This window comes from Stenotrophomonas sp. GD03794 (assembly GCF_029842145.1).
Lineage (GTDB): Bacteria > Pseudomonadota > Gammaproteobacteria > Xanthomonadales > Xanthomonadaceae > Stenotrophomonas > Stenotrophomonas riyadhensis.
This window is the reverse complement of sequence record NZ_JAOCFV010000003.1, coordinates 19,481-43,646: the sequence shown is the minus strand read 5'-3', so window position 1 is coordinate 43,646 and position 24,166 is coordinate 19,481. Positions and strand designations below refer to the sequence as shown.

The 24,166-nt window shown below is 65.5% G+C and carries 22 protein-coding genes; 15 read left to right on the top strand and 7 right to left on the bottom strand.

The features are described 5' to 3' along the window. Positions 1 to 2: 2 nt before the first annotated feature. Together N5D91_RS02605 and N5D91_RS02600 are read left to right on the top strand one after the other, a co-directional pair. Positions 3 to 929 (top strand): MlaD family protein, encoded by a 927-nt coding sequence (locus N5D91_RS02605; RefSeq protein WP_014035909.1) that lies wholly within the window; start codon positions 3 to 5, stop codon positions 927 to 929. Beyond that, complete coding sequence (locus tag N5D91_RS02600) at positions 926 to 1,567, top strand: ABC-type transport auxiliary lipoprotein family protein (protein WP_110710984.1); 642 nt, start codon at positions 926 to 928, stop codon at positions 1,565 to 1,567. The genes N5D91_RS02605 and N5D91_RS02600 overlap by 4 nt, the downstream gene beginning before the upstream one ends. A 4-nt stretch (positions 1,568 to 1,571) precedes the next feature. On the opposite strand, the gene N5D91_RS02595 is transcribed toward N5D91_RS02600, so the two are convergent. Continuing rightward, positions 1,572 to 2,159: an alpha-ketoglutarate-dependent dioxygenase AlkB gene (locus N5D91_RS02595; RefSeq protein WP_180855371.1), complete on the bottom strand. Its 588-nt coding sequence runs from the start codon at positions 2,157 to 2,159 to the stop codon at positions 1,572 to 1,574. Between the two features lie 160 nt (positions 2,160 to 2,319). On the opposite strand from N5D91_RS02595, the gene N5D91_RS02590 reads away from it, so the two are divergent. Continuing rightward, positions 2,320 to 5,145, top strand: a complete 2,826-nt coding sequence (locus tag N5D91_RS02590) for a rhamnan synthesis F family protein (RefSeq protein WP_228756429.1) — start codon at positions 2,320 to 2,322, stop codon at positions 5,143 to 5,145. Here N5D91_RS02590 and N5D91_RS02585 read toward each other — a convergent pair. Beyond that, complete coding sequence (locus N5D91_RS02585) at positions 5,142 to 5,771, bottom strand: CoA transferase subunit B (RefSeq protein WP_153856250.1); 630 nt, start codon at positions 5,769 to 5,771, stop codon at positions 5,142 to 5,144. The genes N5D91_RS02590 and N5D91_RS02585 overlap by 4 nt on opposite strands. A 1-nt stretch (position 5,772) precedes the next feature. Beyond that, positions 5,773 to 6,504 carry a CoA transferase subunit A gene (locus tag N5D91_RS02580; RefSeq protein ID WP_012509993.1) on the bottom strand — a complete coding sequence of 244 codons (732 nt, stop codon included), beginning with the start codon at positions 6,502 to 6,504 and terminating at the stop codon, positions 5,773 to 5,775. A 173-nt stretch (positions 6,505 to 6,677) separates the two neighbouring features. Between N5D91_RS02580 and N5D91_RS02575 the strand changes: the two genes are divergently transcribed. The 3 genes from N5D91_RS02575 to N5D91_RS02565 all read left to right on the top strand — a co-directional run bounded on the left by N5D91_RS02575 (position 6,678) and on the right by N5D91_RS02565 (position 12,160). Then, positions 6,678 to 9,302: a DEAD/DEAH box helicase gene (locus tag N5D91_RS02575; protein WP_180855370.1), complete on the top strand. Its 2,625-nt coding sequence runs from the start codon at positions 6,678 to 6,680 to the stop codon at positions 9,300 to 9,302. A gap of 96 nt (positions 9,303 to 9,398) precedes the next feature. Beyond that, a complete protein-coding gene (locus N5D91_RS02570) occupies positions 9,399 to 10,745 on the top strand; it encodes a phosphomannomutase (protein ID WP_180855369.1) in 1,347 nt (448 codons plus the stop codon). 11 nt (positions 10,746 to 10,756) lie between these two features. Then, positions 10,757 to 12,160 (top strand): mannose-1-phosphate guanylyltransferase/mannose-6-phosphate isomerase, encoded by a 1,404-nt coding sequence (locus tag N5D91_RS02565; protein ID WP_180855368.1) that lies wholly within the window; start codon positions 10,757 to 10,759, stop codon positions 12,158 to 12,160. 52 nt (positions 12,161 to 12,212) lie between these two features. On the opposite strand, the gene rfbD is transcribed toward N5D91_RS02565, so the two are convergent. Genes rfbD through rfbB form a run of 4 tightly spaced genes read right to left on the bottom strand, consistent with a single transcriptional unit; the run spans position 12,213 to position 15,614 of the window. Further along, positions 12,213 to 13,106, bottom strand: coding sequence for a dTDP-4-dehydrorhamnose reductase (gene rfbD / locus N5D91_RS02560; RefSeq protein ID WP_180855367.1), 894 nt, complete (start codon positions 13,104 to 13,106; stop codon positions 12,213 to 12,215). Further along, on the bottom strand, positions 13,103 to 13,660 hold the full coding sequence (rfbC, locus tag N5D91_RS02555) for a dTDP-4-dehydrorhamnose 3,5-epimerase (protein ID WP_110710976.1): 558 nt from the start codon (positions 13,658 to 13,660) through the stop codon (positions 13,103 to 13,105). The genes rfbD and rfbC overlap by 4 nt, the downstream gene beginning before the upstream one ends. Further along, entirely contained in the window at positions 13,657 to 14,544 is an 888-nt protein-coding gene (gene rfbA / locus N5D91_RS02550) for a glucose-1-phosphate thymidylyltransferase RfbA (protein WP_164162103.1), read from the bottom strand. The genes rfbC and rfbA overlap by 4 nt, the downstream gene beginning before the upstream one ends. Positions 14,545 to 14,558: 14 nt before the next feature. Next, a complete protein-coding gene (gene rfbB, locus N5D91_RS02545; RefSeq protein WP_164162104.1) occupies positions 14,559 to 15,614 on the bottom strand; it encodes a dTDP-glucose 4,6-dehydratase in 1,056 nt (351 codons plus the stop codon). A gap of 264 nt (positions 15,615 to 15,878) precedes the next feature. On the opposite strand from rfbB, the gene N5D91_RS02540 reads away from it, so the two are divergent. The 9 genes from N5D91_RS02540 (at position 15,879) to N5D91_RS02500 (ending at position 24,163) form a co-directional block, all read left to right on the top strand. Further along, positions 15,879 to 16,625 carry an electron transfer flavoprotein subunit beta/FixA family protein gene (locus N5D91_RS02540; protein ID WP_153856243.1) on the top strand — a complete coding sequence of 249 codons (747 nt, stop codon included), beginning with the start codon at positions 15,879 to 15,881 and terminating at the stop codon, positions 16,623 to 16,625. Further along, positions 16,625 to 17,563 carry an electron transfer flavoprotein subunit alpha/FixB family protein gene (locus N5D91_RS02535; protein WP_180855366.1) on the top strand — a complete coding sequence of 313 codons (939 nt, stop codon included), beginning with the start codon at positions 16,625 to 16,627 and terminating at the stop codon, positions 17,561 to 17,563. Before N5D91_RS02540 ends, N5D91_RS02535 begins: the two co-directional genes overlap by 1 nt. Before the next feature lie 98 nt (positions 17,564 to 17,661). Then, positions 17,662 to 18,690 (top strand): glycosyltransferase family 2 protein, encoded by a 1,029-nt coding sequence (locus N5D91_RS02530; protein ID WP_228756428.1) that lies wholly within the window; start codon positions 17,662 to 17,664, stop codon positions 18,688 to 18,690. Between the two features lie 5 nt (positions 18,691 to 18,695). Continuing rightward, positions 18,696 to 19,448: a hypothetical protein gene (locus N5D91_RS02525; protein WP_180855365.1), complete on the top strand. Its 753-nt coding sequence runs from the start codon at positions 18,696 to 18,698 to the stop codon at positions 19,446 to 19,448. After that, on the top strand, positions 19,445 to 19,693 hold the full coding sequence (locus N5D91_RS02520) for an acyl carrier protein (protein ID WP_057496711.1): 249 nt from the start codon (positions 19,445 to 19,447) through the stop codon (positions 19,691 to 19,693). The genes N5D91_RS02525 and N5D91_RS02520 overlap by 4 nt, the downstream gene beginning before the upstream one ends. A gap of 2 nt (positions 19,694 to 19,695) precedes the next feature. Further along, positions 19,696 to 20,442 (top strand): SDR family NAD(P)-dependent oxidoreductase, encoded by a 747-nt coding sequence (locus N5D91_RS02515; protein ID WP_164162107.1) that lies wholly within the window; start codon positions 19,696 to 19,698, stop codon positions 20,440 to 20,442. After that, entirely contained in the window at positions 20,443 to 21,840 is a 1,398-nt protein-coding gene (locus tag N5D91_RS02510; protein ID WP_153856239.1) for an AMP-binding protein, read from the top strand. Continuing rightward, positions 21,837 to 22,940: an acyl-protein synthetase gene (locus N5D91_RS02505; protein WP_153856238.1), complete on the top strand. Its 1,104-nt coding sequence runs from the start codon at positions 21,837 to 21,839 to the stop codon at positions 22,938 to 22,940. The genes N5D91_RS02510 and N5D91_RS02505 overlap by 4 nt, the downstream gene beginning before the upstream one ends. After that, positions 22,937 to 24,163: an acyl-CoA reductase gene (locus tag N5D91_RS02500; RefSeq protein ID WP_057496715.1), complete on the top strand. Its 1,227-nt coding sequence runs from the start codon at positions 22,937 to 22,939 to the stop codon at positions 24,161 to 24,163. Before N5D91_RS02505 ends, N5D91_RS02500 begins: the two co-directional genes overlap by 4 nt. Positions 24,164 to 24,166 lie beyond the last annotated feature (3 nt).

Below are 24,166 nucleotides of genomic sequence, written 5' to 3'. Positions count from 1 at the left end.
CCATGGAAACCAAAGCCAACTACGTGCTGATCGGCGCGTTCACCCTGATCACCGGCCTGGCCCTGCTGGCCTTCGGCCTGTGGGCCGCCAAGTACTCCTCCGACCGCACCTGGCAGGAATACCGCGTGGTGTTCCGCGAAGCGGTGACCGGCCTGTCGGTGGGCAGCCCGGTGCAGTACAACGGCATCGCCGTGGGCTCGATCACCGAACTGAACCTGGTACCGGACGACCCGCGCCAGGTCGTCGCGCGCATCCGCCTGAACTCCAACACGCCGGTCAAGACCGATACCCGCGCCAAGCTGGCGATCACCAGCCTGACCGGCCCGTCGATCATCCAGCTCAGCGGGGGTACACCGCAGTCGCCGGCACTGACCACGGTCAACAAGGACCCGGCACCGATCATTCCGACCACGCCCTCCGCGCTGCAGAACATCACCGACGTCGCCAACCGCATCGTCGAGCGCATGGACCAGATCCTCAGCGACCGCAACGTGGCTTCGATCAACGCGACACTGGCCAACCTGGAAACCATCAGCGGTGGGTTGGCCGACCGTGACCAGGGTACCCAGGCGCTGCTGCTCAGCGCGCGCGATGCCGCGCGCAGCCTGGACACCACGCTGAAGACCACCAACGGCACCATCGAGCGCCTCGACAAGAACCTGGTGCAGCAGCTGCCCGGCATCATCGACAAGCTCGACGGCACCCTGGCCAAGCTTGATTCGGCCGCCGGCAACGCCGATTCGATCCTTGGTGAGAACCGCGCCGCGATCAACAGCTTCGCCAACGATGGCCTTGGCCAGCTCGGCCCGACGCTGACCGAACTGCGCGGCCTGATCCGCGACCTGCGCCGGGTCAGCGACCGCCTCGAGAACAACCCCGCGCGCTACCTGCTGGGCCGCGACGCACCGAAGGAGTTCGAACCCAAATGAGCCCGACCACCCTTCCGCGCCTGCTGCTGGCCGCTTCGATGGTCCCCCTGCTGGGCGGCTGCTCCATCCTTGGCAGCAGCGAGAAAACCGCGGTGACGCTGTACTCGCCCTCGGTGCAGGTGAAGACGGACCCGGCATGGCCGCAGGCCAGCTGGCAGCTGGTACTGGCCAAGCCCAGCGCCGCGCGCATGGTTGACAGCCCGCGCATCAACGTGCGGCCGACGCCGTCGCAGATGGAGATCTACAAGGGCGCCAGCTGGGTCCAGCCGGCTACCGACATGATCGAGGACACGCTGCTGCGCGGCTTCGAGGATTCCGGCCGCATCCGCGGCGTCGCCCGCAGCACCGCCGGCATCCGTGCCGACTACAAGCTGTCCACCGACGTGCGCCGCTTCGAATCGGATTACCAGGGACAGGCCACGCCGACGGTGGTGATCGAGGTCAACGCCAAGCTGATCCACGTCGCCGACCAGCGCGTGGTCGCCGACCGCACCTTCCGTCAGGCGCAGCCGGTCGGCAGCACCGATGTTCCTGCCGTCACCGCCGCCTTCGAACGTGGCCTGCAGCAGCTGGCGCAGGACGTGGTGGGCTGGACGCTGACCAGCGGGCAGGCCGACCAGCCGACCGTCGCACGCTGATCGATCAGCGCGGCGTGATCCAGCGGAACGTCAGGTTGATCCGCTCGCCCTGCACCCGCGCCATCTTCGGCAGCGCGTGCTGATAGAACTGCTGGGTCTCACCGGCCATCACCAGCAGATCGCCATGGCCGAGCAGATACTCGGCCTTCCGCGCCGGGTCATCGCGCCGGCGCAGCAGGAAGCGCCGCGCCGCGCCCAGGCTCAGCGAAGCAATCACCGGGGCCGGCCCCAGTTCCGGCTCGTCATCGCTGTGCCAGCCCATGTAATCACCGCCGCCGCGATAGCGGTTCAGCAGCACGCTGTTGAAGCGGCCGAGGCCCTCCACCTGCAGGCGATCACGCATGGCCTGCAACGCGGATGGCCAGGGGTGCGGCACGAATTCAGCCCCGGAATAGCGGTAGCGCGCCTGCGAATCGCCGATCCAGCAGCTCAGCCGCGGCGAATCCACCCAGTTGCCGAACATGCGGATGCGGTGGACTTCCCAGGGGACTTCGGCCTGCAGGGTCAGCAGCAATGCAGCGGCCTTGCCAGCGGGCAGCCAGCCCGATAGATGACGGACATCAGCGTCAGGCAGATCAGGAGGAAACAGCATTGGGCCGGGTACTGGACAGGAGCAACAGCGAGCATGCCTGATTTGCTCGATTCAGGCGCAAACCGGAGAATGACGGGACATTTCAGCGCCACTGCCCAATGCACCTGATGCCGTGCCCCTCCCCCCTGCCGCCTCTTCCACAGCCCCGCAGAGGCCAGTCATGAGCCTGGGGCGCTATCTCGCCACCGCGCGACGGTCGGTGCAGCGCCACGGCGGTGGCATGGCTGGACTGGGATCGGTGCTGCTCCGCGCACTGAAGGTAGTTCATGCAATGGGCGTGCGCGGTTTCATTGCGCGCCTGCGCTCGGCCAGCGTCGTCCGCACCCGCGCCAGCGAACCCTTCGATACGCCTGCGCTGCCTGTGCCGATCCCCCTGGAACAGCTGCGGTTGAGTGTGGGCGTGATGGCGCACGTGTTCTATCCAGACCTGATCAACGAGTTCGCCACCACGCTCTCGCGTATGCCACTGCGCTTTACCTTGCTGGTCTCGGTGATGGACGCTGCAGCCGAAGCGCAGGCACGTGAGGCATTCGGGCGCCTTCCGAACGTCCAGACCCTCCTTGTCCGCCAAGTCCAGAATCGTGGTCGCGACATCGCTCCACTATTAGTAACGTTCCGCGAAGAGATCAAGGCACTGGATCTGGTGTGCCACATTCACACCAAGAAATCGCTCTATACCGGTAGCGAACAGCAGACGTGGCGCCACTACCTGTTAGACAGCCTTTTGGGCTCACGTGAGCGCATCGCTTGGATCTTGGGCACCTTCCAGGCCGACCCACAGCTGGGCCTGGTCTATCCTGAAAGTTACGACGGTGTTCCACTCTGGGCGCACACTTGGCTGAGCAATGGCCCCGCGTGCGACGCACTCGCGCAGAAACTTGGAATCGCCCTGGATGCGCAGCGTTACATAGACTTCCCCGCCGGCTCGATGTTCTGGGCGCGAGTCGATGCGCTGCGACCGCTGTACGATCTGAACCTTCCACTGGATGCCTTCCCCGTGGAACAGGGCCAGGTGGATGGAACGCTGCAGCACGCCGTCGAGCGCCTGTTTGGCGTCATCGCCCGCCACCAGGGTTTCCGCTTGGGCATCCTGCCACCCGATGGTCGCCTGGCACTTGCTGCCGAAGGTGAACGTAATGTCGGCGAGGCACTTCAAACCGGCCTGTCTGACCGTTTGACGCTAGCCGCGCTGGACGCACGCATGGTCACGGTCGATATTTTCGATACGCTGGTCACCCGCGTGTTCCTGACACCCGCCGCGGCCCGCGAACATCTCGCTTGGCGACTGGAGCGGCAATGGGGCATATGCGATTTCTCCCGGCATCGCGCCGATGCGGAAAGCTGCCTGCGTGAAATCTTGCAGCGGGACCCCTCCCTCTCCGAGATCCACATCGAGCTTGCCGGGCGCCTCGCGTTGCCTGGCGTGGATGCGAGCATGCTTGCCAATGCCGAGCGAATGCATGAGTGCGCGATACTCCGGCCGCGGCAAGGTCTGCTGACAGCGCTTGTAGATGCAAAGCTGACTTCGCTGACGGCGTTCTCCGACATGTATCTATCCAGCGACGACATGCGGCAGGTCCTGCCCGATCGAGTGCAGCAGCTCATCTCGCGGTGGTGGATTTCCTGCGAGACCGGCCTGCGCAAGGACTCTGCCGACAGTTGGAAGCAGCTGGCGCGTCAGGAAGGGCGCGAAGATGGCCGCTGGCTACATGTGGGTGACAACGAACACGCCGACATCCAGATGCCGCAGCTGGGCGGCCTGCTTACGCCCGTGCACGTGCTGCGGCCGGTCACCCTGCTGGACGTCGTACCGGGCCTTCGCCCGCTCCGCCATCCCCAGGGCACCCAGGCACCATGGTCTGAGCAGCTTTGGCGCGGCCTGCTGGCAAACAGCTTCGCTGCGATCGCCGACACCTCTCCGCAGCGGCTGCTCGGTCGTCCCCAGCTCGATGCACATACGCTGGGCTATACGGTACTCGGCCCGTTGGTCCTGGACTTCCTGCTGCATATCATCGACGTAGCTCGCCGCCGCGAGGTGGACCACCTGCTGTTCCTGAGCCGCGAAGGCTATCTGCTGGAGCAGGCATTCACCCGGCTGCAGGCCGCACACCCGTTCGCCGCCAGGATCAAGAGCACCTATTTTCTGGCGTCGCGTCGGGCGACGCTGCTGCCCGCACAGCTCGATGCCTCAGATCTTGCACTGCTCATGCAGGGTACGTTCAACGGGTCGCTGCGCGGCCTGCTGCAGGCACGACTCGGCGAAGATGCCGTGGCACGGGTGGCGGCATTGCAGCCGGCGCTGATGGAGCGCGACGTCTTTCTGCCGGAAATGGCCGACGAGGTACAGCGTTGGCTGCACCCGGTCAGGGATGCACTTCTGTCGCTGGCTGCCCGCCATCGCAAGGTCTATCAGGCGTACTGGGCCCGTACCGTCGGCTCATCGACGCCAATGGTGATCGACGTGGGCTACGCCGGCAGCATCCAGCGCAACCTCGCGCGCCTGCTCGGCACACCACTGGGCGGCTGCTACATGGCCCTGCGCGCAGGCGCCAGCGCACTGGCATCGCAGGGCTGGGCCGAGGCACGGTACTTCGACGGCCGCAATGGCGGCAACGAAACAGACTCCCCCATCCTTGCCAACGACCTGCTGCTGGAGTCACTGCTGGCAGCTCCGCACGGCCAGTTCAACGGCTTCACTGAAAGCAGCGAGGGCCTGAATACGCCCCGCTTCGGTTCCGTTGAACTTCCAACGGCTGCCCTGGAGATCCTCGCCGAGGTCCATACCGGGACGCTGACCTTCATCGAAGAAACCTGCCATACGCTCCATGAGGACATCGCCGAGCTGAACCTGGACGCCGAGGGCGTCCAGGTTCCACTCCAATGTCTGGGCAGTGGGCGATGGAATGCCGACCTTGTACTTGCCCAACTCGCCACCGAAGACGCGTTCACCGGACGCGGTACAGTCAGCGCGAGCCCTCAGGACTAGCGCTGAAAGGCCACGCCCGTCTTTTCCTTCAACTCGTCATCGCTGACGCCCGGCGCCGCTTCCACCAGCAACAGGCCCTTGTCGGTGACGTCGAACACGGCCAGATCGGTGATGATGCGGTCGACCACGCCCACACCGGTCAGCGGCAGCGTGCATTCGGTCAGGATCTTGTGCTCGCCGTTCTTGGCGGTGTGCTCCATCAGCACCACCACGCGCTGCACGCCGGCCACCAGATCCATCGCGCCGCCCATGCCCTTGACCATCTTGCCGGGCACCATCCAGTTGGCCAGGTCGCCCTTGTGGGTGACCTGCATGGCGCCGAGGATGGCCAGGTTGACGTGGCCGCCGCGGATCATCGCGAAGCTGTCGTGGCTGCCGAAGTAGCTGGCACCGGCGCGTGCGGTCACGGTCTGCTTGCCGGCGTTGATCAGGTCGGCATCGACTTCGGCATCGGTCGGGAACGGGCCGATACCGAGCAGGCCATTCTCCGACTGCAGCCATACGTCCACGCCTTCGGGGATGTGGTTGGCAACCAGGGTCGGCAGGCCGATGCCCAGGTTCACGTAGGCGCCATCAGTCAGTTCGCGGGCGGCGCGTGCCGCCATCTCATCGCGGGTCCACGCCATGTCAGTTGCCCTCCGCGCGGATGGTGCGCTGTTCGATACGCTTTTCTGGATGCGGGTTGTGCACGATCCGATGCACGTAGATACCGGGCAGGTGCACCTGGTCCGGATCGATGGCGCCGACCGGCACGACCTCCTCCACTTCCACGATGCAGACCTTGCCGGCCATCGCACAGGCCGGGTTGAAGTTACGCGCGGTCTTGCGGAACACCAGGTTGCCCGCTTCGTCGGCCTTCCACGCCTTGACCAGCGCGACATCGGCACGCAGCGCGGTCTCCATCACGTAGTGCTTGCCGTCGAACTCGCGGGTTTCCTTGCCCTCGGCCACCACCGTGCCGTAGCCAGTGGCAGTGAAGAACGCCGGGATGCCCGCGCCGCCGGCACGCAGGCGCTCGGCCAGGGTGCCCTGCGGATTGAATTCCAGCTCCAGCTCGCCAGCCAGGAACTGGCGCTCGAATTCCTTGTTCTCGCCCACGTAGGACGAAATCATCTTCTTGATCTGCCGGGTTTCCAGCAGCTGGCCCAGGCCGAAACCATCGACGCCGGCATTGTTGGAGATCACGGTCAGGCCCTTGGCGCCACTGTCGCGCAGCGCGGCGATCAGCGCCTCGGGAATGCCACACAGGCCGAAGCCGCCCACGGCCAGCGTCTGGCCATCGGCGACCACCCCTTGCAGGGCCTCCGCCGCACTGGCGAAGCGCTTGCCGCGCTTGCCGGTGGAAGTCGATTGCTGCATCTCTACTGCCCTACCCGGTGAGAATGCTGCCATTCTAGCGGCACACCCGTTGCCGGCTGGGGTGCGCCGCAGCATGAACCGGTATGCGCGGCCGCCTTTCCGTAGAATGTCCCCTTCCCCGCTTGCGGTGCCCCTGGCAACGCGTGCCGCAGATGGAGAGGACAGGACGACGCATGGCCGTAGTATTCACCGGAGGGGAACTGTCCCGCTGGCTGGATGCCGGGACACTGGAAAGAGGCAGGCAACGCGCAGGTGCCGTGCACGAACTGCACTACCGGGCACCGCTGCTGACCGCGCAGGTGGAAACCTGGCAGGTGGCCATCGACCTGGACGCCAGCGCCCGCGCACCCTACAGCCCTCTTCAGAGTCGCTGCACCTGCCCGGTGGGGGGCCACTGCGAGCACGTCGCTTCCGTCCTGCTGGCTGCACTGGACACGTCACTGGAGGGCGACTCGGGCCCGCTACGTCCCGCTGCGCATCCGACGCTGCCAACCCTGCCGATCCAGGCGATGACGCCGATCCTCCATCTGCACAGCCTGGAGTACCGTCCCGACTGGCTCACCGAGCGTGATCCTTCGCAGTGGCTGGACGTCGCCACCATCGCGTTCGAGTACGACGAGCACGTGCGCTTTCTCGACGACCCGTCGTTGTTTGTGCATGGCCCGCAGGGCCAGCTCTACCTGCTGCCGCGTGACCTTCACGAGGAGGCACGACGCGAAGATGAACTGCGCGGCGTGCATCTGCACCGTGAGCGACAGCCACGCATCGTCCTGGACGGCGCCGGCCCATTGTTCGAACTGCGCAGTTTCGACTGGACCCGCTTCCTGCTGGACGACGTACCGCGGCTGGAGGCCCTGGGCTGGAAGGTAGAGACGGACGACGATTTCCGCCATCGCATCACCCGGGTGGATGAGATCGACCTGGACATCCAGGCGGACCCGACGGACGGGGGCTGGTTCAATCTGGGCCTCGAGATCGAGGTGGACGGCCACAACGTGCCCATGCTTCCGCTGCTCCAGCAGGTGCTGCACGCCGACCCACGCTGGTCGCGCGCGCAGCTGGACGCGATTGGCGATGACGAGAACATCCTGCTGACTGCCGGCGGCAACACGCGCCTGGCACTGCGGGCATCGCGATTGAAGCCAGTCATTGCCCTGCTCGCCGATCTGTTTACCCAGCGCGGCGCGCCGCTACGGCTGTCGACGCAGGACCGCGGTCGCCTGCAGGCGCTGCAGGACGACGCACACCTGCGGCTCCGGGGCCACGGGGACACCCAGGCACTCGTACAGCGCCTGCTGCAGGCGCCTGCGCCGGAAGACGTGGCACCACCGGCCGGATTGCTGGCGACGCTGCGTGGCTATCAGCGCGAAGGCCTGTCGTGGCTGCAGTACCTGCGGCAGCAGCGCCTGGGCGGCGTACTGGCCGATGACATGGGGCTGGGCAAGACCCTGCAGACCCTGGCCCACCTGCTGGTCGAGAAGGAAGGTGGCCGCCTGGACCGGCCGGCGCTGCTGGTGGTGCCGACCTCACTGCTGCACAACTGGCAGAGCGAGGCGACGCGCTTCACACCGGGCCTGCGCGTGCTGGCCCTGCATGGGCCCGGGCGTGAAGCTTCGTTCGCGTCCATCCCCGAGCATGACCTGGTGATCACCACCTATCCGTTGCTCTGGCGTGATGAAGAGGCCTTGAAGGCCCATGCCTACCACCTGCTGATCCTCGACGAAGCGCAGCAGGTGAAGAATCCAAAGTCGCGCGCCGCAATCACCCTGCGCACGCTGCAGGCGCGTCACCGGCTGTGCCTGACCGGCACGCCGCTGGAAAACCACCTCGGCGAACTGTGGACGCAGTTCGACTTCCTGCTGCCCGGCCTGCTCGGCAACGAAAAACAGTTCAACCAGCATTGGCGCCACCCGATCGAGCGCGGCAGCGATCACCGCCGAGCCCAGCTGCTGGCGCAGCGGCTGCGCCCCTTCATCCTGCGCCGGCGCAAGGACCAGGTCGCCGCCGAACTGCCACCGAAGACCCTCATCACCCGCGCGGTAGCGATGGAGGGCGGGCAGCGTGATCTCTATGAGACCGTGCGTGCCGCGATGGAAAAGCAGGTCCGCGAGGCGATCAGCGACAGCGGACTGGCGCGTAACCACATCAGGGTGCTGGATGCGCTGCTGAAGCTGCGTCAGGTCTGCTGTGATCCGCGCCTGCTGCCGGGCGACGCCCCGGCACGCAATGCCGGCTCGGCCAAGCTGGAGCTGCTGCGAGAGATGCTGCCGTCGATGGTCGAGGAAGGCCGGCGCATCCTGGTGTTTTCGCAGTTCACCGGCATGCTTTCGCTGATCGCGCAGGCGCTGGACGATCTGGGACTGGCCTATGTGACCTTGACCGGCGATACCCAGGACCGGGCCACGCCGGTGCAGCGCTTCATGCAGGGCGAGGTACCCGTGTTCCTGATCAGCCTGAAGGCGGGTGGCGTCGGGTTGAACCTGACTGCTGCAGACACCGTCATCCACTTCGATCCCTGGTGGAACCCGGCCGCCGAAAACCAGGCCAGTGACCGCGCCCATCGGATCGGCCAGCAGCAGCCGGTGTTCGTCTACCGGCTGATCGCCGCAGGCAGCATCGAAGAACGGATTGCCGAACTGCAGGAACGCAAGGCCCTGCTGGCCGACTCGATTCTGGAAGGCGGCGGCAGCACGGGGCCACGTTTCAGCGAGGAGGACGTCCAGGCGCTGCTGGCGCCGTTGCCGGGCCTGCCGGCCAAGCGCACCCGCCGGCCAGGCCGGCGACCACCGCAGGCCTGATCCGGGGCGCCAGTCAGGTGGCGTTCTCCGATGGAAACGATTCCCAAACGGGACTGGGACTACAATTGAGGGCTGAGCTCACAAAGGATCTGATCGATGCCCCTGCCCGCCTTCAAGGCCTACGATATCCGCGGCCGCGTGCCGGAAGAACTGAACGAAGACCTGGCCCGCCGCATCGGCGTCGCCCTGGCCGCGCAGCTCGCTCCCGGCCCGGTGGTCCTCGGCCACGATGTGCGCCTGACCAGCCCGGCGCTGCAGGATGCACTGGCCGCAGGCCTGCGTGGTACCGGTCGTGAGGTGATCGACATCGGCCTGTGCGGTACCGAAGAGGTCTACTTCCAGACCGATCACCTCGGCGCAGCCGGCGGCGTGATGGTGACGGCCAGCCACAACCCGATGGACTATAACGGGATGAAGCTGGTCAAGGAGAACGCCCGTCCGATCAGCTCCGATACCGGCCTGTTCGCGATCTCCGATGCGGTCGCCGCCGATGCGTCCGAGGCCCAGCCGCCGAGCGCCGGGCAGACCGCCCAGCATGACAAGAGCGCCTATATCCAGCATCTGCTGAGCTACGTCGACGCCGCCAAGCTCAAGCCGCTGAAGCTGGTGGTGAATGCCGGCAACGGTGGTGCCGGTGCCATCGTCGACCTGCTGGCACCGCACCTGCCGTTCGAGTTCATCCGCATCTGCCATGAACCCGATGGCAACTTCCCCAACGGTATTCCCAACCCGCTGCTGCCGGAAAACCGCGCCGCCACCGCCGATGCAGTGCGCGAACACAGCGCCGACTTCGGCATTGCCTGGGACGGCGACTTCGACCGCTGCTTCTTCTTCGACCATACCGGCCGCTTCATCGAGGGCTATTACCTGGTCGGCCTGCTGGCCAAGGCCATCCTGGCACGCAATCCCGGTGGCAAGATCGTGCATGACCCGCGGCTGGTATGGAACACCGTGGAAATGGTTGAACAGGCAGGCGGCGTGCCGGTGCTGTGCAAGAGCGGTCACGCTTTCATCAAGGAAAAGATGCGCGCCGAAGATGCGGTGTACGGCGGCGAAATGAGCGCTCACCACTACTTCCGCGAATTCGCCTATGCCGACTCCGGCATGATCCCGTGGCTGCTGATCGCGCAACTGGTTTCCGAGAGCGGCCGCTCGCTGGCCGACTGGGTCGAAGACCGCATGGCGGCGTATCCCTGCAGCGGAGAAATCAACTTCAAGGTGGCCGATGCCAAGGCTGCGGTGGCACGCGTGATGGAGCACTTCGCCGCGCAGTCGCCGGCGCTGGACCATACCGATGGCATCAGCGCCGACTTCGGCGACTGGCGCTTCAACCTGCGCAGCTCCAACACCGAGCCGCTGCTGCGACTGAACGTCGAAGCCCGCGGTGACGCAGCGCTGATGCAGGCGCGCACCGACGAAATTTCCCGCCTCATCCAGCAGTAACCGAGGAACGCATGAGCAGCATCCAGCCCGTCATCCTCTCCGGTGGTTCCGGTACCCGCCTGTGGCCACTGTCGCGCGAGGCGTATCCGAAGCAGTTCCTGCCATTGGCGGGAGAACTGACGATGCTGCAGGCCACCTGGCAGCGCGTCGCTCCCATCGCCGCGCACGGTCCGCTGGTGATCGCCAACGAGGAGCACCGCTTCGTCGCTGCCGAACAGCTGCAGCAGGTCGGCGCCGAGCCGGCTGCGATCATCCTTGAGCCGGTCGGCCGCAATACCGCCCCGGCCATCGCCGTGGCCGCGCTGGAGGCAACCCGCGACGGCGCCGATGCGCTGCTGCTTGTGCTGCCCTCCGACCATGTCATCACTGAAGAGGCCGCGTTCCGCGCAGTCGTGCAGGCTGCTGCCAGCGCTGCCGAGGCCGGCAAGCTGGTCACCTTCGGCATCGTGCCGACCGGTCCGGAAACCGGCTACGGCTATATCAAGGCTGCCGACGGCCAGGGCCTGCGCGCGGTCGAGCGTTTCGTCGAGAAGCCCGACCTGGACACCGCCACCGGCTACGTCAGCAGCGGCCAGTACTACTGGAACAGTGGCATGTTCCTGTTCAAGGCCTCGCGTTACCTGCAGGAGCTGGAGCGTTTCCAGCCCGACATGCTGGCCGGCAGCCGCCAGGCCTGGCAGCAGGCCCGTCGCGATTCGGATTTCACCCGCCTCGACCAGGAGGCATTCGCCACCGTTCCCTCCGATTCCATCGACTATGCCGTGATGGAAAAAACCGAAGACGCCGTGGTGATTCCGTTGGACGCGGGCTGGAACGACGTCGGTTCGTGGACCGCACTGCGCGATGTCTCGCAGCAGGATGGCGATGGCAATGCGCATCAGGGTGACGTGATCGCGATCGACTGCCGCAACACCTATGCCTATGCACAGCGCCTGGTGGCGCTGGTCGGCCTGGATGACGTGATCGTGGTCGAGACCGACGACGCGGTGCTGGTCGGCAAGGCTGACCGCATGCAGGAGGTCAAGACCGTGGTCGCTCAGCTGAAGGCTGAAGGCCGCAGCGAGGCCACCTGGCATCGCAAGGTCTACCGCCCCTGGGGAGCCTACGATTCGATCGACAACGGCGAGCGTTTCCAGGTCAAGCGCATCACCGTCAAGCCCGGCGGTACGCTCAGCCTGCAGATGCATCACCACCGTGCCGAGCACTGGATCGTGGTCAGCGGCACCGCCGAGGTGACCCGCGGCGACGAGGTGATCCTGCTCAGCGAAAACCAGAGCACGTACATCCCGCTGGGCGTGACCCATCGCCTGCGCAATCCGGGCAAGCTACCGCTGGAACTGATCGAGGTGCAGTCCGGCAGTTACCTCGGTGAAGACGACATCGTGCGTTTCGAGGATACCTACGGGCGCAGCTGACCCGGCGCCCTGTGGTGGGTGCCGACCGTTGGTCGGCACGTCGCCTGCCGGGTCAGGCAATCTCCGCCATCACCCGCTTCAGGCCGTCCTGCCATGCAGGCAGCACGATGCCGAAATCCTGCTGCAGCTTGCGGTTGTCCAGCACCGACCAGGCCGGGCGCTTGGCCGGGGTCGGGTACTCGGAACTGGGAATCGCCTCGACGGTCGGCACCTTCGCCAACACGCCGGTCGCCAGCGCTTCGGCGAAGATCGCCTCGGCGAACCCGTGCCAGCTGGTCTGACCGCTGGCCGTCAGATGCCAGGTGCCGGACAGCTGCCCCGGATGCTGCAGTGCCTGCGCGGTGACATCAGCGATCAGCGCAGCCGGTGTCGGCGTGCCGATCTGATCGGCTACCACACGCAACTGGTCGCGCTCGGCGCCCACCCGCAGCATCGTGCGCAGGAAATTGGCGCCATGCGAGGCATACACCCACGCCGTGCGGAAGATCAGATGACGACCGCCGGCCGCGCGAACCGCATCCTCGCCATCGCGCTTGCTGGTGCCGTACACGCCCAATGGCGCGGTCGGCTCGTCTTCGCGGTAGGGCGCGCTGCCCTGGCCATCGAACACGTAGTCGGTGGAGTAATGCACGAACGGCACGCCGTGCGCCGCACACCAGCGCGCGATCATGCCCGGCGCCTCCGCATTGGCGACGAAGGCGGCCTCGGCATCCTGCTCGGCACGATCAACCGCCGTGTAGGCGGCCGCGTTGACCACCATCGATGGCTGCAGGCGATCCAGCAATGCCGGCAGGCTGTCGGGCTGGCCGAAATCGGCGGTTTCGCAGGCACTTCCGTCGGGCAGTTGCCCGCTGCGGGTCGTTGCGACCACCTTGCCCAGCGGCGCCAGCGCGCGCAGCAGCTCCTGGCCGACCTGGCCATTGCCGCCGAACACCAGCACCGTCACGGGATGTAGACCGGCAGGCGGTCTTCGGCAATGTCCTTCAGGAACGGAGCGTTCTCGTCCTTGGTCGACAGGGTCGGTGCGCTGACTGGCCAGTCCACGGCGATGTCCGCGTCATTCCAGCGCACGCCGGCATCAAAGTCCTTCAGGTAGACCTCGGTGCACAAGTAGCTGAACACCGCACGCTCGGACAGCACGGCGAAACCATGGGCGAAGCCCTCTGGAATCCAGAACTGCTTCTTGTTCTCCGCGCTCAGCACCACCGCTTCCCACTGGCCGAAGGTCGGCGAGCCGCGACGGATGTCAACGGCCACGTCATAGACTTCGCCTTCCAGCACGCTGACCAGCTTGCCCTGTGGGCGCGGCCACTGGTAATGCAGGCCGCGCAGCACGCCCTGCGCGGAGGTGGAGACGTTGCTCTGCACGAAACGGTCCGGCAGGCCCAGTGCAGCAAAGCGCTCGGCGTTCCAGGTTTCGAAGAAGTAACCGCGGGCATCGCCGAACACGGCCGGCTCGATCACCACGCAGCCGGGCAACTTGGTTTCAATCACTTTCACGGAACGACTCCACGCAGGGCGAGCTTGTGCAGGTACTGGCCGTAGCCATTCTTGATCAGCGGTGCAGCCAGCGCTTCCAACTGCTCGGCATTGATCCAGCCTTGGCCGAACGCGATTTCTTCCGGGCAGCACACCTGCAGGCCCTGTCGGGTCTGGATGGTCTCGATGAAGTTGGACGCTTCCAGCAGCGACTGGTGGGTGCCGGTGTCCAGCCACGCATAGCCACGGCCAAGTGCTTCCAGGTGCAGGTTGCCCTCGGCCAGGTAGCGCTTGTTGAGATCGGTGATCTCCAGTTCGCCACGCGGCGACGGCTTCAGTTCAGCCGCGTAATCGCTGGCGTTGCCGTCGTAGAAATACAGGCCGGTCACCGCATAGTTCGAGCGCGGGTTCGCCGGCTTCTCCACCAGGTCGATGACCTTGCCGCTCGTGTCGAACTCGGCCACGCCGTAACGCTCCGGGTCGTTCACCCAGTAGCCGAATACGGTCGCACCGTCCACGCGCTCATCGGCACGCTTGAGCACCTCGCGCAGGCCGTGGCCGTGGAAGATGTTGTCGCCCAGCACCAGGCAGCTCGGCTTGCCGGCCACGAAGTCGCGGCCGATCAGGTAGGCCTGGGCCAGGCCATCCGGACTCGGCTGCACCGCGTACTGGATGTCCATGCCCCACTGCGAACCATCACCCAGCAGCTGCTGGAACAGCGCCTGCTCGTGCGGGGTATTGATGATGAGCACTTCACGGATGCCCGCCAGCATCAGCACGCTGAGCGGGTAGTAGATCATCGGCTTGTCGTACACCGGCAGCAGCTGTTTGCTGACGCCTTTGGTGATCGGATACAGCCGGGTGCCGGAGCCACCGGCGAGGATGATGCCCTTGCGCTGCGTCATGTTGTCTCCCGGGTTCAGGCCGTGGTGCCGATGCGCTGCAGTCGGTAGCTGCCGTCGAGCACGCCGTTGACCCATTCCTGGTTGTCCAGGTACCAGTCGACGGTGAAGCTGATGCCCTGCTCGAACGTATAGGCCGGCTCCCAGCCCAGGTCGTTCTTCAGCTTGGAAGCATCGATCGCATAACGGCGGTCATGACCGGGGCGATCGGTGACGTAGGTGATCTGGCTGCTGCGCGGCTGGCCATCTTCGCGCGGACGACGCGCATCCAGCAGCGCGCAGATGGCCTGCACCACTTCGATGTTCTGCTTTTCCGAATTGCCGCCGACGTTGTAGGTCTCGCCGACCTGGCCCTTGGCCAGCACGGTACGGATCGCTTCGCAGTGATCGGACACGAACAGCCAGTCGCGCACCTGCTTGCCATCGCCGTACACCGGCAGCGGCTCGCCAGCCAGCGCCTTGGCGATCACCAGCGGGATCAGCTTCTCGGGGAAGTGGTACGGGCCGTAATTGTTCGAACAGTTGGTGGTCAGCACCGGCAGCCCATAGGTGTGGTGGAACGCACGCACGAGGTGGTCCGAGGCCGCCTTCGATGCCGAGTACGGCGAATTGGGCGCGTACTGGGTGGTCTCGCTGAACTTGCCTGTCTCGCCCAGGGTGCCGTACACCTCGTCGGTGGACACGTGCAGGAAGCGGAATGCCGCGCTTTGTTCGGCCGGCAGCGCCTTCCAGTAGTCCCGCACCGCTTCCAGCAGGCCCAGGGTACCCACCACGTTGGTCTGGATGAACGCGCCAGGGCCGTCGATGGAGCGGTCCACATGGCTTTCGGCGGCGAAGTTCAGCACCGCATCCGGCTGGTGTTCGGCCAGCAGGCGGGCGACCAGGGAGCTGTCGCCGATGTCGCCCTGGACGAACAGGTGATTCGGGTTGCCGTCAAGGCTGGACAGTGTCTTCAGATTTCCGGCGTAGGTCAGCACATCGAGATTGATGACCTTGACGCCGCGCGCGACGGCCTCGAGAACGAAGTTACCGCCAATGAATCCGGCGCCGCCGGTTACAAGCCATGTGGGCACTACCTGTTCTCCTGATCGTGATTCGTGGGACGGGGCCTTCATGGCCACGACAATGCAACGTTGAAGGATACAACGGGCCTCCGGTAACACGCGATCACACAAGTGAACTCAGGCCGACTGCATTGCTGCATCGCAACAGCCGGAGCCCCCACCATACGCATTCGCATGGTCACCTCAAGCCAGCTAGAATTGGGGTCCCACCCCCGAACCGGTTGCTGCTCCAGGACCGGACGTTCTCCCCGTTATTGAAGGACCCCGTACCAGATGAAAATCCTCGTCGCGTACAAGCGCGTGGTGGACTACAACGTCCGCATTCAGGTCAAGCCGGACGGTTCCGGCGTGGTCACCGACGGCGTCAAGCTGTCCCCCAACCCCTTCGATGAAATCGCTCTGGAAGAAGCCCTGCGCCTGCGCGACAAGGGCATCGCCAGCGAAGTCGTGGTTGCCACCATCGCCCCGGCCGACGCCCAGGCGCACCTGCGCAACGGCCTGGCCATGGGCGCCAACCGTGCCATCCACGTCGTCACCGACCAGGCCATCCAGCCGCTGACCGCGTCGCGCACCCTGCTCAAGCTGATCGAAAAGGAACAGCCGGATCTGGTGATCCTCGGCAAGCAGGCCATCGACGACGACGCCAACCAGACTGGCCAGATGCTGGCCACGCTGTGGGGCCGCCCGCAGGCGACCTTCGCCAGCAAGCTCGAAATTGCCGATGGCAAAGCCACGGTGACCCGTGAAGTCGATGCCGGCCTGGAAACGCTGGAAGTGGATCTGCCGGCCGTGGTCACCACCGATCTGCGCCTGAACGAACCGCGCTTCATCAAGCTGCCGGACATCATGAAGGCCAAGGCCAAGCCGCTGGAGACCCTGCAGCTGGCCGACCTCGGCGTTGAAACCGCCGACACCTTCAAGACCACCCATTACGCCGCGCCGTCCAAGCGCAGCAAGGGTGTGATGGTCAAGGACGCGGCCGAACTGGTTGCCGCACTCAAGCAGAAGGGGTTGCTGTAATGAGCAGGATTCTCGTCATCGCCGAGCACCACGACGGCAAGCTCAACGCCGCCACCGCCAAGACCGTCAGTGCCGCCGCCGCCATCAGCGGTGCCAGCATCGACGTGCTGGTGCTGGCTGCCGACCCGCGCGCCGTGGCCGCTGAAGCCGCGAAGATCGCCGGCGTCGCCAAGGTCCTGACCGTGGCCAATGCCGCCAACGCGCAGGCCATCGCCCAGGTGCTGGCGCCGCAGATCGCACAGCTGGCCAAGGGCTACACCCACGTATTCGGCCCGTCGACCACCTTCGGCAAGGATCTGATGCCGTGTGTGGCCGCCCTGCTCGGCGTCAACCAGGTCTCCGACCTGATGAGCGTTGAAGGCAGCCACACCTTCAAGCGCCCGATCTACGCCGGCAACGCGATCATCACCGTGGAAGCCCCGGCCGACCAGATCGTGGTCGCCACCGTGCGTGCCGCCTCGTGGCCGGAAGCGGCCCAGGGCGGCAGCGCCGCCATCGAAGCGGCCAACGTCGATGCTGCCCTGCCGACTCACACCCGCTTCGTCGGCCTGGCCGCCGGTGCCAGCGACCGCCCGGACCTGCAGAGCGCCAAGCGCGTGGTGTCGGGTGGCCGTGGTGTTGGTTCGGAAGAGAACTTCAAGGTCATCTTCCAGCTGGCCGACAAGCTCGGTGCCGCCGTCGGTGCCTCGCGTGCCGCCGTTGACGCCGGCTACGTGCCCAGCGACCTGCAGGTCGGCCAGACCGGCAAGATCATCGCGCCGGAACTGTATGTAGCCGTCGGCATCAGCGGTGCGATCCAGCACCTGACCGGCATCAAGGATGCCGGCACGATCGTCGCGATCAACAAGGACGGCGATGCGCCGATCTTCGAGATTGCCGATATCGGCCTGGTGGGGGATCTGTTTGCGATCCTGCCGGAGCTGGAAAAGGCGCTCTGACTCAAGCGACGGCGGCGGCGCCTGCGCCGCCGCCGTCATGCCGGACCCTGCCCGGGCGTCTATACTCTTCCGTTGTCGGATTTACCCCCTGCAGGCGGATGCGCCGGCGCGATGGTTCCGATTTCCCTGAAGATGGCGCCGAGGCCCACCACTCCATGACCGCTGTTCCGCCTTCCCCTCCGCAGCCGCCGGTCGAACTGTCGGTCGTCGCGCCTGTCTATGGCTGTAAAGGGTGCCTGGAAGATCTCGTCGATCAGGTCCAGGCTGCGGCAGGATCCATGGGCGTGTCGTTCGAGATGATCCTGGTCGACGACGCCAGCCCTGACGGCGCATGGCCGCGCATCGAGGAGCTGGCCGCCAGCCGGCCTTGGCTCAAGGGCCTGAAGCTCTCGCGAAATTTCGGGCAGCACTCGGCCATTTCAGCCGGCATCGAGCATGCCCAGGGCCGTTGGACGGTCGTCATGGATTGCGACCTGCAGGATGTTCCTGCAGAAATTCCCGGCCTGTACCGCAAGGCGGTGGATGAGCAGTTTGAAGCCGTGTTCGCGCAGCGGATACAGCGCATGGACACCCCGCTCAAGCGCCTCTCGTCGTGGGGGTTCTTTGCGGTGCTGGGCTGGCTGACCGGCGTGCCGCAGGACCCTTCCACGGCCAATTTCGGCATTTTCCACCGCAAGGTCATCGACGCGGTCTGTGCAATGCCGGAACGTGATCGCTCGTTCCCGCTGATGGTGAAATGGGCCGGCTTCCGCACGGGCAAGCTTCCCGTACGCCACCAGCAGCGCGCAGAGGGTGAATCGTCCTACACCCTGCGGCGCCTGTTGCGGCTGGCCATGAACATCGCCCTGGGTTACTCGGAGAAGCCGCTGCGCATGGTGGCCGGCACTGGCATGTTCTGCGCGCTGGTCGCCTTCGTCATGGTGGCCATCAGCATCTGGCGATGGTGGGACGGCGACATCCAGGTTGCGGGTTACACCTCGATCATCGCCGCAATCTGGCTGATTGGCGGATTGATGATGTTCTCCATGGGCGTTGTGGGGCTGTACGTCGGCCAGGTCTTCCGCAATGTGCAACGGCGCCCCTACTACATCGTCTCTGAAACGACCGTTCGCGGAGAAGCTCCATGAGCCACTTGTCTCTGCAGGCAGGCGGCAGCGTGGTCGAGGCGCGCCTGACGCCCTGGGATGAGCGCGCGCTGGGCTGCACCACTGCCGAGATCGTCCGTTTGGATGCGGCCACCACGGACCAGGCGGCCGCAATGCTGGACCAGGCCCAGGCCTGGGCCAGGCAGCAGGGTGTCCACTACCTGTTCGGTCGCATCGATGCCAATGCGCATGCGTTGCGTGCTGCGGTGCTCGGCTGTGGCTTCCAGTTCGTTGAAACGTCACTGACCGTGTCACGCAGCGGCATGGGGCAACTGCCTGCGGTCCCGCGCGGGATGCTGCCTACGCTGCGGCCGGCCATTGCTGCGGACATTCCGTTGCTGCGGTCCATCGCCGCCGACGACTTCGGGCATGGCCGTTTTCTGGAAGACCCTGCCATCGACCCTGCAGACGCACGTCTTCGCACCGCCAACTGGATCGAGGACCTGGTCAACGCCCAGCTGGTCCAAACCGCGGAATCACGCGGCCGTGTCATTGGCTTCCATGCAGAACGAGTCTTCGCCGACGAGCACAGGGCAGAGCTGCTGCTGACAGGTGCAGCCGCCCCGTACGCCATGCTGGCCATGCCGCTATGGATCACTGCCCTGCAATCGCTGGCTACCAGGGATATCCAGCGCTGCACGACGCTGGTGTCCGCCGCCAATACCGGCATCATCAATCTGTATGCCCGGCTTGGCTTCCAATTCAATTCATCTCTTAACGGGTTCCGGAAATTCCTATGAGCAACTCCAGCAACGAAGACCAGGTTGTAGCCGTGTTCGCCCGCGTGTTGGGCATCGATGCCTCCCAGGTGACTGACGAACTGCGCTACAACACCATTCCGCAGTGGGATTCGATCGCGCACATGTCCGTGGTCGCCGCACTGGAAGAAGCGTTCAACGTCATGATCGACATGGACGAAGTGATCGACATGAGCTCGGTCGGCAAGGCGCGCGAAATCCTGCGCAAGCACGGCGCTGCTGTCTGACAATGACGGGCACCCACGCTCCCGTTGTCGTGGTTACCGGGGCCTCGCGAGGCATCGGCCGGGCCATCTGCGAACTGCTGGCAGCACAGCACGTCCAGCTGGTGATCGTCGCGCGCGATGACGACGCGCTGCGCGCGCTCGCCGCCGAGGTCACCGCACAGGGGGCACCGGAACCGATGGTCGCGGTCATCGATCTGGCCGACGTCGATGCGGTGGCCGCCGTGTTCAAGCAGATATTCAACCAGTTCGGCCGCCTGGATGGGCTGGTGAACAACGCAGGGGTCCTGCACGAAGGTCTTCTGGGCATGATCCGTGCCGAAGACATCGACCGCGTGCTGGCGGTGAATGTCAAAGCGCCGTTGATGATGATGCAGTATGCAAGCCGGTTGATGGCGCGAACCCGGAAGGGCAGCATCGTCAACCTCGTCTCGATCATGGGCGTCAATGGCGCTGCAGGATTGAGCCTGTATTCGGCAAGCAAGGCGGCACTGGTCGGTGCAACCCGATCCGCGTCGAAGGAACTGGCTGCCAAGGGCATTCGCGTGAATGCGATTTCGCCGGGTTTCATCGATACCGACATGACCCGCGCCATGCCGCAGGCCGCCCACGCCAAGCGGGTGGAATCGATCGGCATGGGCCGCGCAGGAACGCCGCGCGAAGTGGCCGAGCTGGTCGCGTTCCTGCTCGGCGACAGCTCCGCCTACATCACAGGCCAGATCATCGGCATCGACGGACAGATGGTGGTCTGAATGCAGTTCTGGCAGTTGGCGCACGGCAACCGCACTGCGCTCATCGAGGGAACACGGACGCTCAGTTATGACGAACTGGGCGTGCTGGCCGATACCCTGGCCACGCACCTGCCCGCCGGGCGGGGCATGGGCGTGCTGGCGATGCCCAGCACGATCGACGCGGTCGCGCTCTATCTGGGCGCCCTGCGCAGTACCCGTCAGGTACCCCTGCTGATCCAGCCCGATGTCGACCCGGAGCTGCTGGACGCGCTGCTGACCCAGTACGCGCCGGACTGGCTTGCCATGCCGGGCACGGCGCCGGCGGGTTACCGGACGGTGCATGTCGCAGGCACTCTGGGCATCCACCTGCGCGAAACCCACCTCACGCTCCCATCGCCGCATGGCGACCTGGCGCTGCTGCTGAGCACATCGGGCAGTACGGGTTCATCCAAGCTGGTGCGGTTGTCCGCGCAGGGCCTGGCCGCGAACACGGCATCGATCGTTGCCTATCTCGGCCTGGGTCCCGAAGACCGCGCCATCACCACATTGCCGTTGGCCTATTCGTTTGGCATGTCCATCCTCAACAGCCATCTGGGCTGTGGTGGCTGCGTGGTGCTGAGCGAAGACAGCCTGATGACCCGCGAGTTCTGGGAAGCCGCACGCGGCAATGCGGTCACCTCCCTGTCCGGGGTTCCGGCCACCTACGAAATACTGCGCCGCATGGGCCTTGCGCGCCTGCAGCTGCCCAGCCTGCGCATGCTGACCCAGGCCGGTGGCCGCCTGCGCGACGAACTGGTCCAGCATTTTGCCGAGTCTGCCAAGGACCACGGCCTGCAGTTCTTCGTCATGTACGGCCAGACCGAAGCCTCGCCCCGCATCAGCTATGTTCCCTCCGAGCGGCTGCTGGACAAGATCGGCAGCATCGGCGTTGCGGTGCCGGGTGGTCGTATGCATGTCGATGCGGAAAGCAGTGAACTGGTCTACGAGGGGCCCAATGTCATGATGGGCTATGCCACCTCGCGCGAAGGACTTGCGCGCCCCGACGAACTGCACGGCCTGCTTCGCACGGGCGATCTGGCCCGTGTGGATGACGAAGGGTTCCATTACATCACCGGGCGCGCCAAACGGTTCCTGAAGATCTCCGGCAACCGCGTCAATCTCGACGAAGTGGAAGCGATGCTGTCGACCGCGCTCGGCCGTCAGATCGCCTGCTCGGGCAATGACGACGATCTGGTCGTATTCAGCCATGGCGATGCCCCCGCTGCGCAGGACAACGTCCGCCAACTGGTGCAGGCGCGCTACAAGCTGTTCGGCGGCCTGGTCCGCTGCATCCATCTGGATTCGCTGCCGCTGCTGTCCAGCGGCAAGATCGACTATCTGTCGCTGCGGCAGCTCGCCGCGCAAGGAGCACGTCAATGAACGCAGGCACGGACAGTTCGCTGGCAGCGGCTGCGCTGGAAGCGGAGGTCTATGGGCTGGGCCGCCAGGCCAAGCGCGAATGGCTGCTGGACGGCCTGCAGTCGCTCACCCGGCATCACCACCTGTCCTGCCCGCCCTACCGCGCCATGCTCGATGCATTGTGGCGCGGCGGCCAGGCGGACTCGCTGGAATCGCTGCCCTGGCTGCCGGTCCGGCTGTTCAAGCAGATCGACCTGAAGAGCGTCGCCGACGACCAGGTACTGCGCACGCTGGTTTCCAGCGGCACCACGGGCGCTGCCGTCTCGAGGATCTTCCTCGACGCGGAAACCGCACGCGCGCAGACCCGCGCCCTGACGCGGATCTTCTCCCACTTTGCCGGCAACCGCCGGATGCGCATGCTGGTGATCGACGACGACTCGTTCCTGCGCGATCGCAGCCGCTTCAACGCGCGCGCAGCCGGCATCCTGGGCTTCTCCAACTTCGGCCGCGACCATCTGTACCTGCTCGACGAACAGCTGCAGCCCGACTGGGCAGCTCTGGCGCACTGGCTGGCCAACGCCCCGGACGAACCGGTACTGCTGTTCGGCTTCACCTTCATCGTCTGGCAGTCCTTTGTCCAGGCTGCCGCACGCGACGGCGTAACGCTGCGCTTCCCCGAAGGCAGCATGCTGGTGCATGGCGGCGGCTGGAAGAAGATGGACGAACAGAAGGTCGACAATGCCGCTTACAAGGCCTCGCTCTCCAGCACCTTCGGTATTGATCGCGTCCACAATTATTACGGCATGGTCGAGCAGGTCGGATCGATTTTCTTCGAGTGCGAGCACGGTCATCTTCATGCACCGGCTTATGCCGATGTGATCATTCGTGACCTGCAGGATCTCAGCCCAACAGCCAATGGAACCGCAGGTGCCGTGCAGGTGCTGAGCCTGCTGCCTGGCAGTTACCCGGGGCACAGCCTGCTCACCGAAGACCTGGGCGTGATCCACGGCGAGGACGATTGCCCTTGCGGTCGACTCGGGAAGCATTTCAGCGTACTGGGCCGCATCAAGAACGTTGAAGTCCGCGGCTGCAGCGACACACGAACGGTACCCCGCGCATGACACAGATCCTGTTCTCCATTGACGCAGACGCGGCGCTGCCGGATCAGCTGGCGCGCCTGGCCACGCTGCCGCCGCTGTCACCCTTCAGTGCGGAGGCGCGCGCGTTCGTTGCCGATTTCGCACGACGTGTGTTCGCGCTGCCGGTGCTGCGCGAGCATCCCGAACTGGCGACGCTGGCGCACTGGTTCCGTCCGGCGGCGCAGGAGCAGCTGTCGCGGCGCCTGCTGGCGCCGTCCACCGAACACCTGCTGGCACGTGGCCTGGTGTTCCATCTTGCGCCGGCCAACGTCGATGTGCTGTTCGCCTATGCCTGGCTGATGTCCGTGCTGGCCGGCAATCGCAACGTAGCCCGCCTGTCGCAGAAGCACAGTCCCCAACGCGAGGCACTGGTCTCGATCCTGCACGCCATGCGCGAGGAAGGGCTGCATGCCGACGTCCTGCAGCGCAGCGTGCTGCTGACCTATCCGCATGATGACGCGGTGACTACGTTGATCTCCCGCAGCTGCCATGCGCGGATCATCTGGGGCGGCGACGCAACGGTCGCCAAGATCCGTTCCTTGCCGCTGGCGCCGTTGGCCGTTGAACTCGCCTTCCCGGATCGATTCGGTGTGGCAGCCATCGATGCCGCGCATGTACTGCAGAGCAGCGACGCGGACCTGCAGCAGCTTGCCCACCGGTTCGTCAACGATGTTCTCTGGTTCGGCCAGCAGGCGTGCTCTTCACCCCGCACCCTGTACTGGGTTGGCGCGCAGGAAACAGTGGAGGCCGCGCGTGCACGGTTCTGGCCTGCGGTACGCTCGCAATCCGGCGCCGTCGCAGATGAGCCCGCCGCGATGATGGCCCGGGTGACCGATGCCCACCTGATGGCCGCACTCTCCTCCGATGGGCTGCATTCGGGCACGTCACTGGGCACCTATCCCCTTACGCTCGATGCTGCCCGCGCCGATGGAAACCTGCGCGAGCTGCAGAGTGGCCACGGGCTGGTGGTGGACGTTCAGTTGGACACGCTGGAAGCACTGGCGCCACAGCTGGATGATCGCGACCAGACGCTCGTCGTGCAGGGTTTCCCGCGGGAATCGCTGATCAAGCTGCTTGACCGGCTCGGTAATCGTGCCATCGACCGCATCGTGCCTTTCGGCCGCGCACTCGACTTCCACCCGGTCTGGGACGGCACCGACCTGCTGGACGTGCTGACCCGCAAGATCACCCTGCCAGGGAACTGAGAC

What these genes read in the sequence shown, in the direction of transcription:
- N5D91_RS02585 (WP_153856250.1), bottom strand. Translation starts at nt 5,771, where the DNA reads ATGGCGTGGACCCGCGATGAGATGGCGGCACGCGCCGCCCGCGAACTG.
- N5D91_RS02565 (WP_180855368.1), top strand. Translation starts at nt 10,757, where the DNA reads ATGAGCAGCATCCAGCCCGTCATCCTCTCCGGTGGTTCCGGTACCCGC.
- N5D91_RS02535 (WP_180855366.1), top strand. Translation starts at nt 16,625, where the DNA reads ATGAGCAGGATTCTCGTCATCGCCGAGCACCACGACGGCAAGCTCAAC.
- N5D91_RS02605 (WP_014035909.1), top strand. Translation starts at nt 3, where the DNA reads ATGGAAACCAAAGCCAACTACGTGCTGATCGGCGCGTTCACCCTGATC.
- N5D91_RS02580 (WP_012509993.1), bottom strand. Translation starts at nt 6,504, where the DNA reads ATGCAGCAATCGACTTCCACCGGCAAGCGCGGCAAGCGCTTCGCCAGT.
- N5D91_RS02510 (WP_153856239.1), top strand. Translation starts at nt 20,443, where the DNA reads ATGCAGTTCTGGCAGTTGGCGCACGGCAACCGCACTGCGCTCATCGAG.
- N5D91_RS02590 (WP_228756429.1), top strand. Translation starts at nt 2,320, where the DNA reads ATGAGCCTGGGGCGCTATCTCGCCACCGCGCGACGGTCGGTGCAGCGC.
- N5D91_RS02520 (WP_057496711.1), top strand. Translation starts at nt 19,445, where the DNA reads ATGAGCAACTCCAGCAACGAAGACCAGGTTGTAGCCGTGTTCGCCCGC.
- N5D91_RS02600 (WP_110710984.1), top strand. Translation starts at nt 926, where the DNA reads ATGAGCCCGACCACCCTTCCGCGCCTGCTGCTGGCCGCTTCGATGGTC.
- N5D91_RS02515 (WP_164162107.1), top strand. Translation starts at nt 19,696, where the DNA reads ATGACGGGCACCCACGCTCCCGTTGTCGTGGTTACCGGGGCCTCGCGA.
- N5D91_RS02530 (WP_228756428.1), top strand. Translation starts at nt 17,662, where the DNA reads ATGCGCCGGCGCGATGGTTCCGATTTCCCTGAAGATGGCGCCGAGGCC.
- rfbA (WP_164162103.1), bottom strand. Translation starts at nt 14,544, where the DNA reads ATGACGCAGCGCAAGGGCATCATCCTCGCCGGTGGCTCCGGCACCCGG.
- N5D91_RS02540 (WP_153856243.1), top strand. Translation starts at nt 15,879, where the DNA reads ATGAAAATCCTCGTCGCGTACAAGCGCGTGGTGGACTACAACGTCCGC.
- N5D91_RS02575 (WP_180855370.1), top strand. Translation starts at nt 6,678, where the DNA reads ATGGCCGTAGTATTCACCGGAGGGGAACTGTCCCGCTGGCTGGATGCC.
- N5D91_RS02500 (WP_057496715.1), top strand. Translation starts at nt 22,937, where the DNA reads ATGACACAGATCCTGTTCTCCATTGACGCAGACGCGGCGCTGCCGGAT.
- N5D91_RS02570 (WP_180855369.1), top strand. Translation starts at nt 9,399, where the DNA reads ATGCCCCTGCCCGCCTTCAAGGCCTACGATATCCGCGGCCGCGTGCCG.
- N5D91_RS02505 (WP_153856238.1), top strand. Translation starts at nt 21,837, where the DNA reads ATGAACGCAGGCACGGACAGTTCGCTGGCAGCGGCTGCGCTGGAAGCG.
- N5D91_RS02595 (WP_180855371.1), bottom strand. Translation starts at nt 2,159, where the DNA reads ATGCTGTTTCCTCCTGATCTGCCTGACGCTGATGTCCGTCATCTATCG.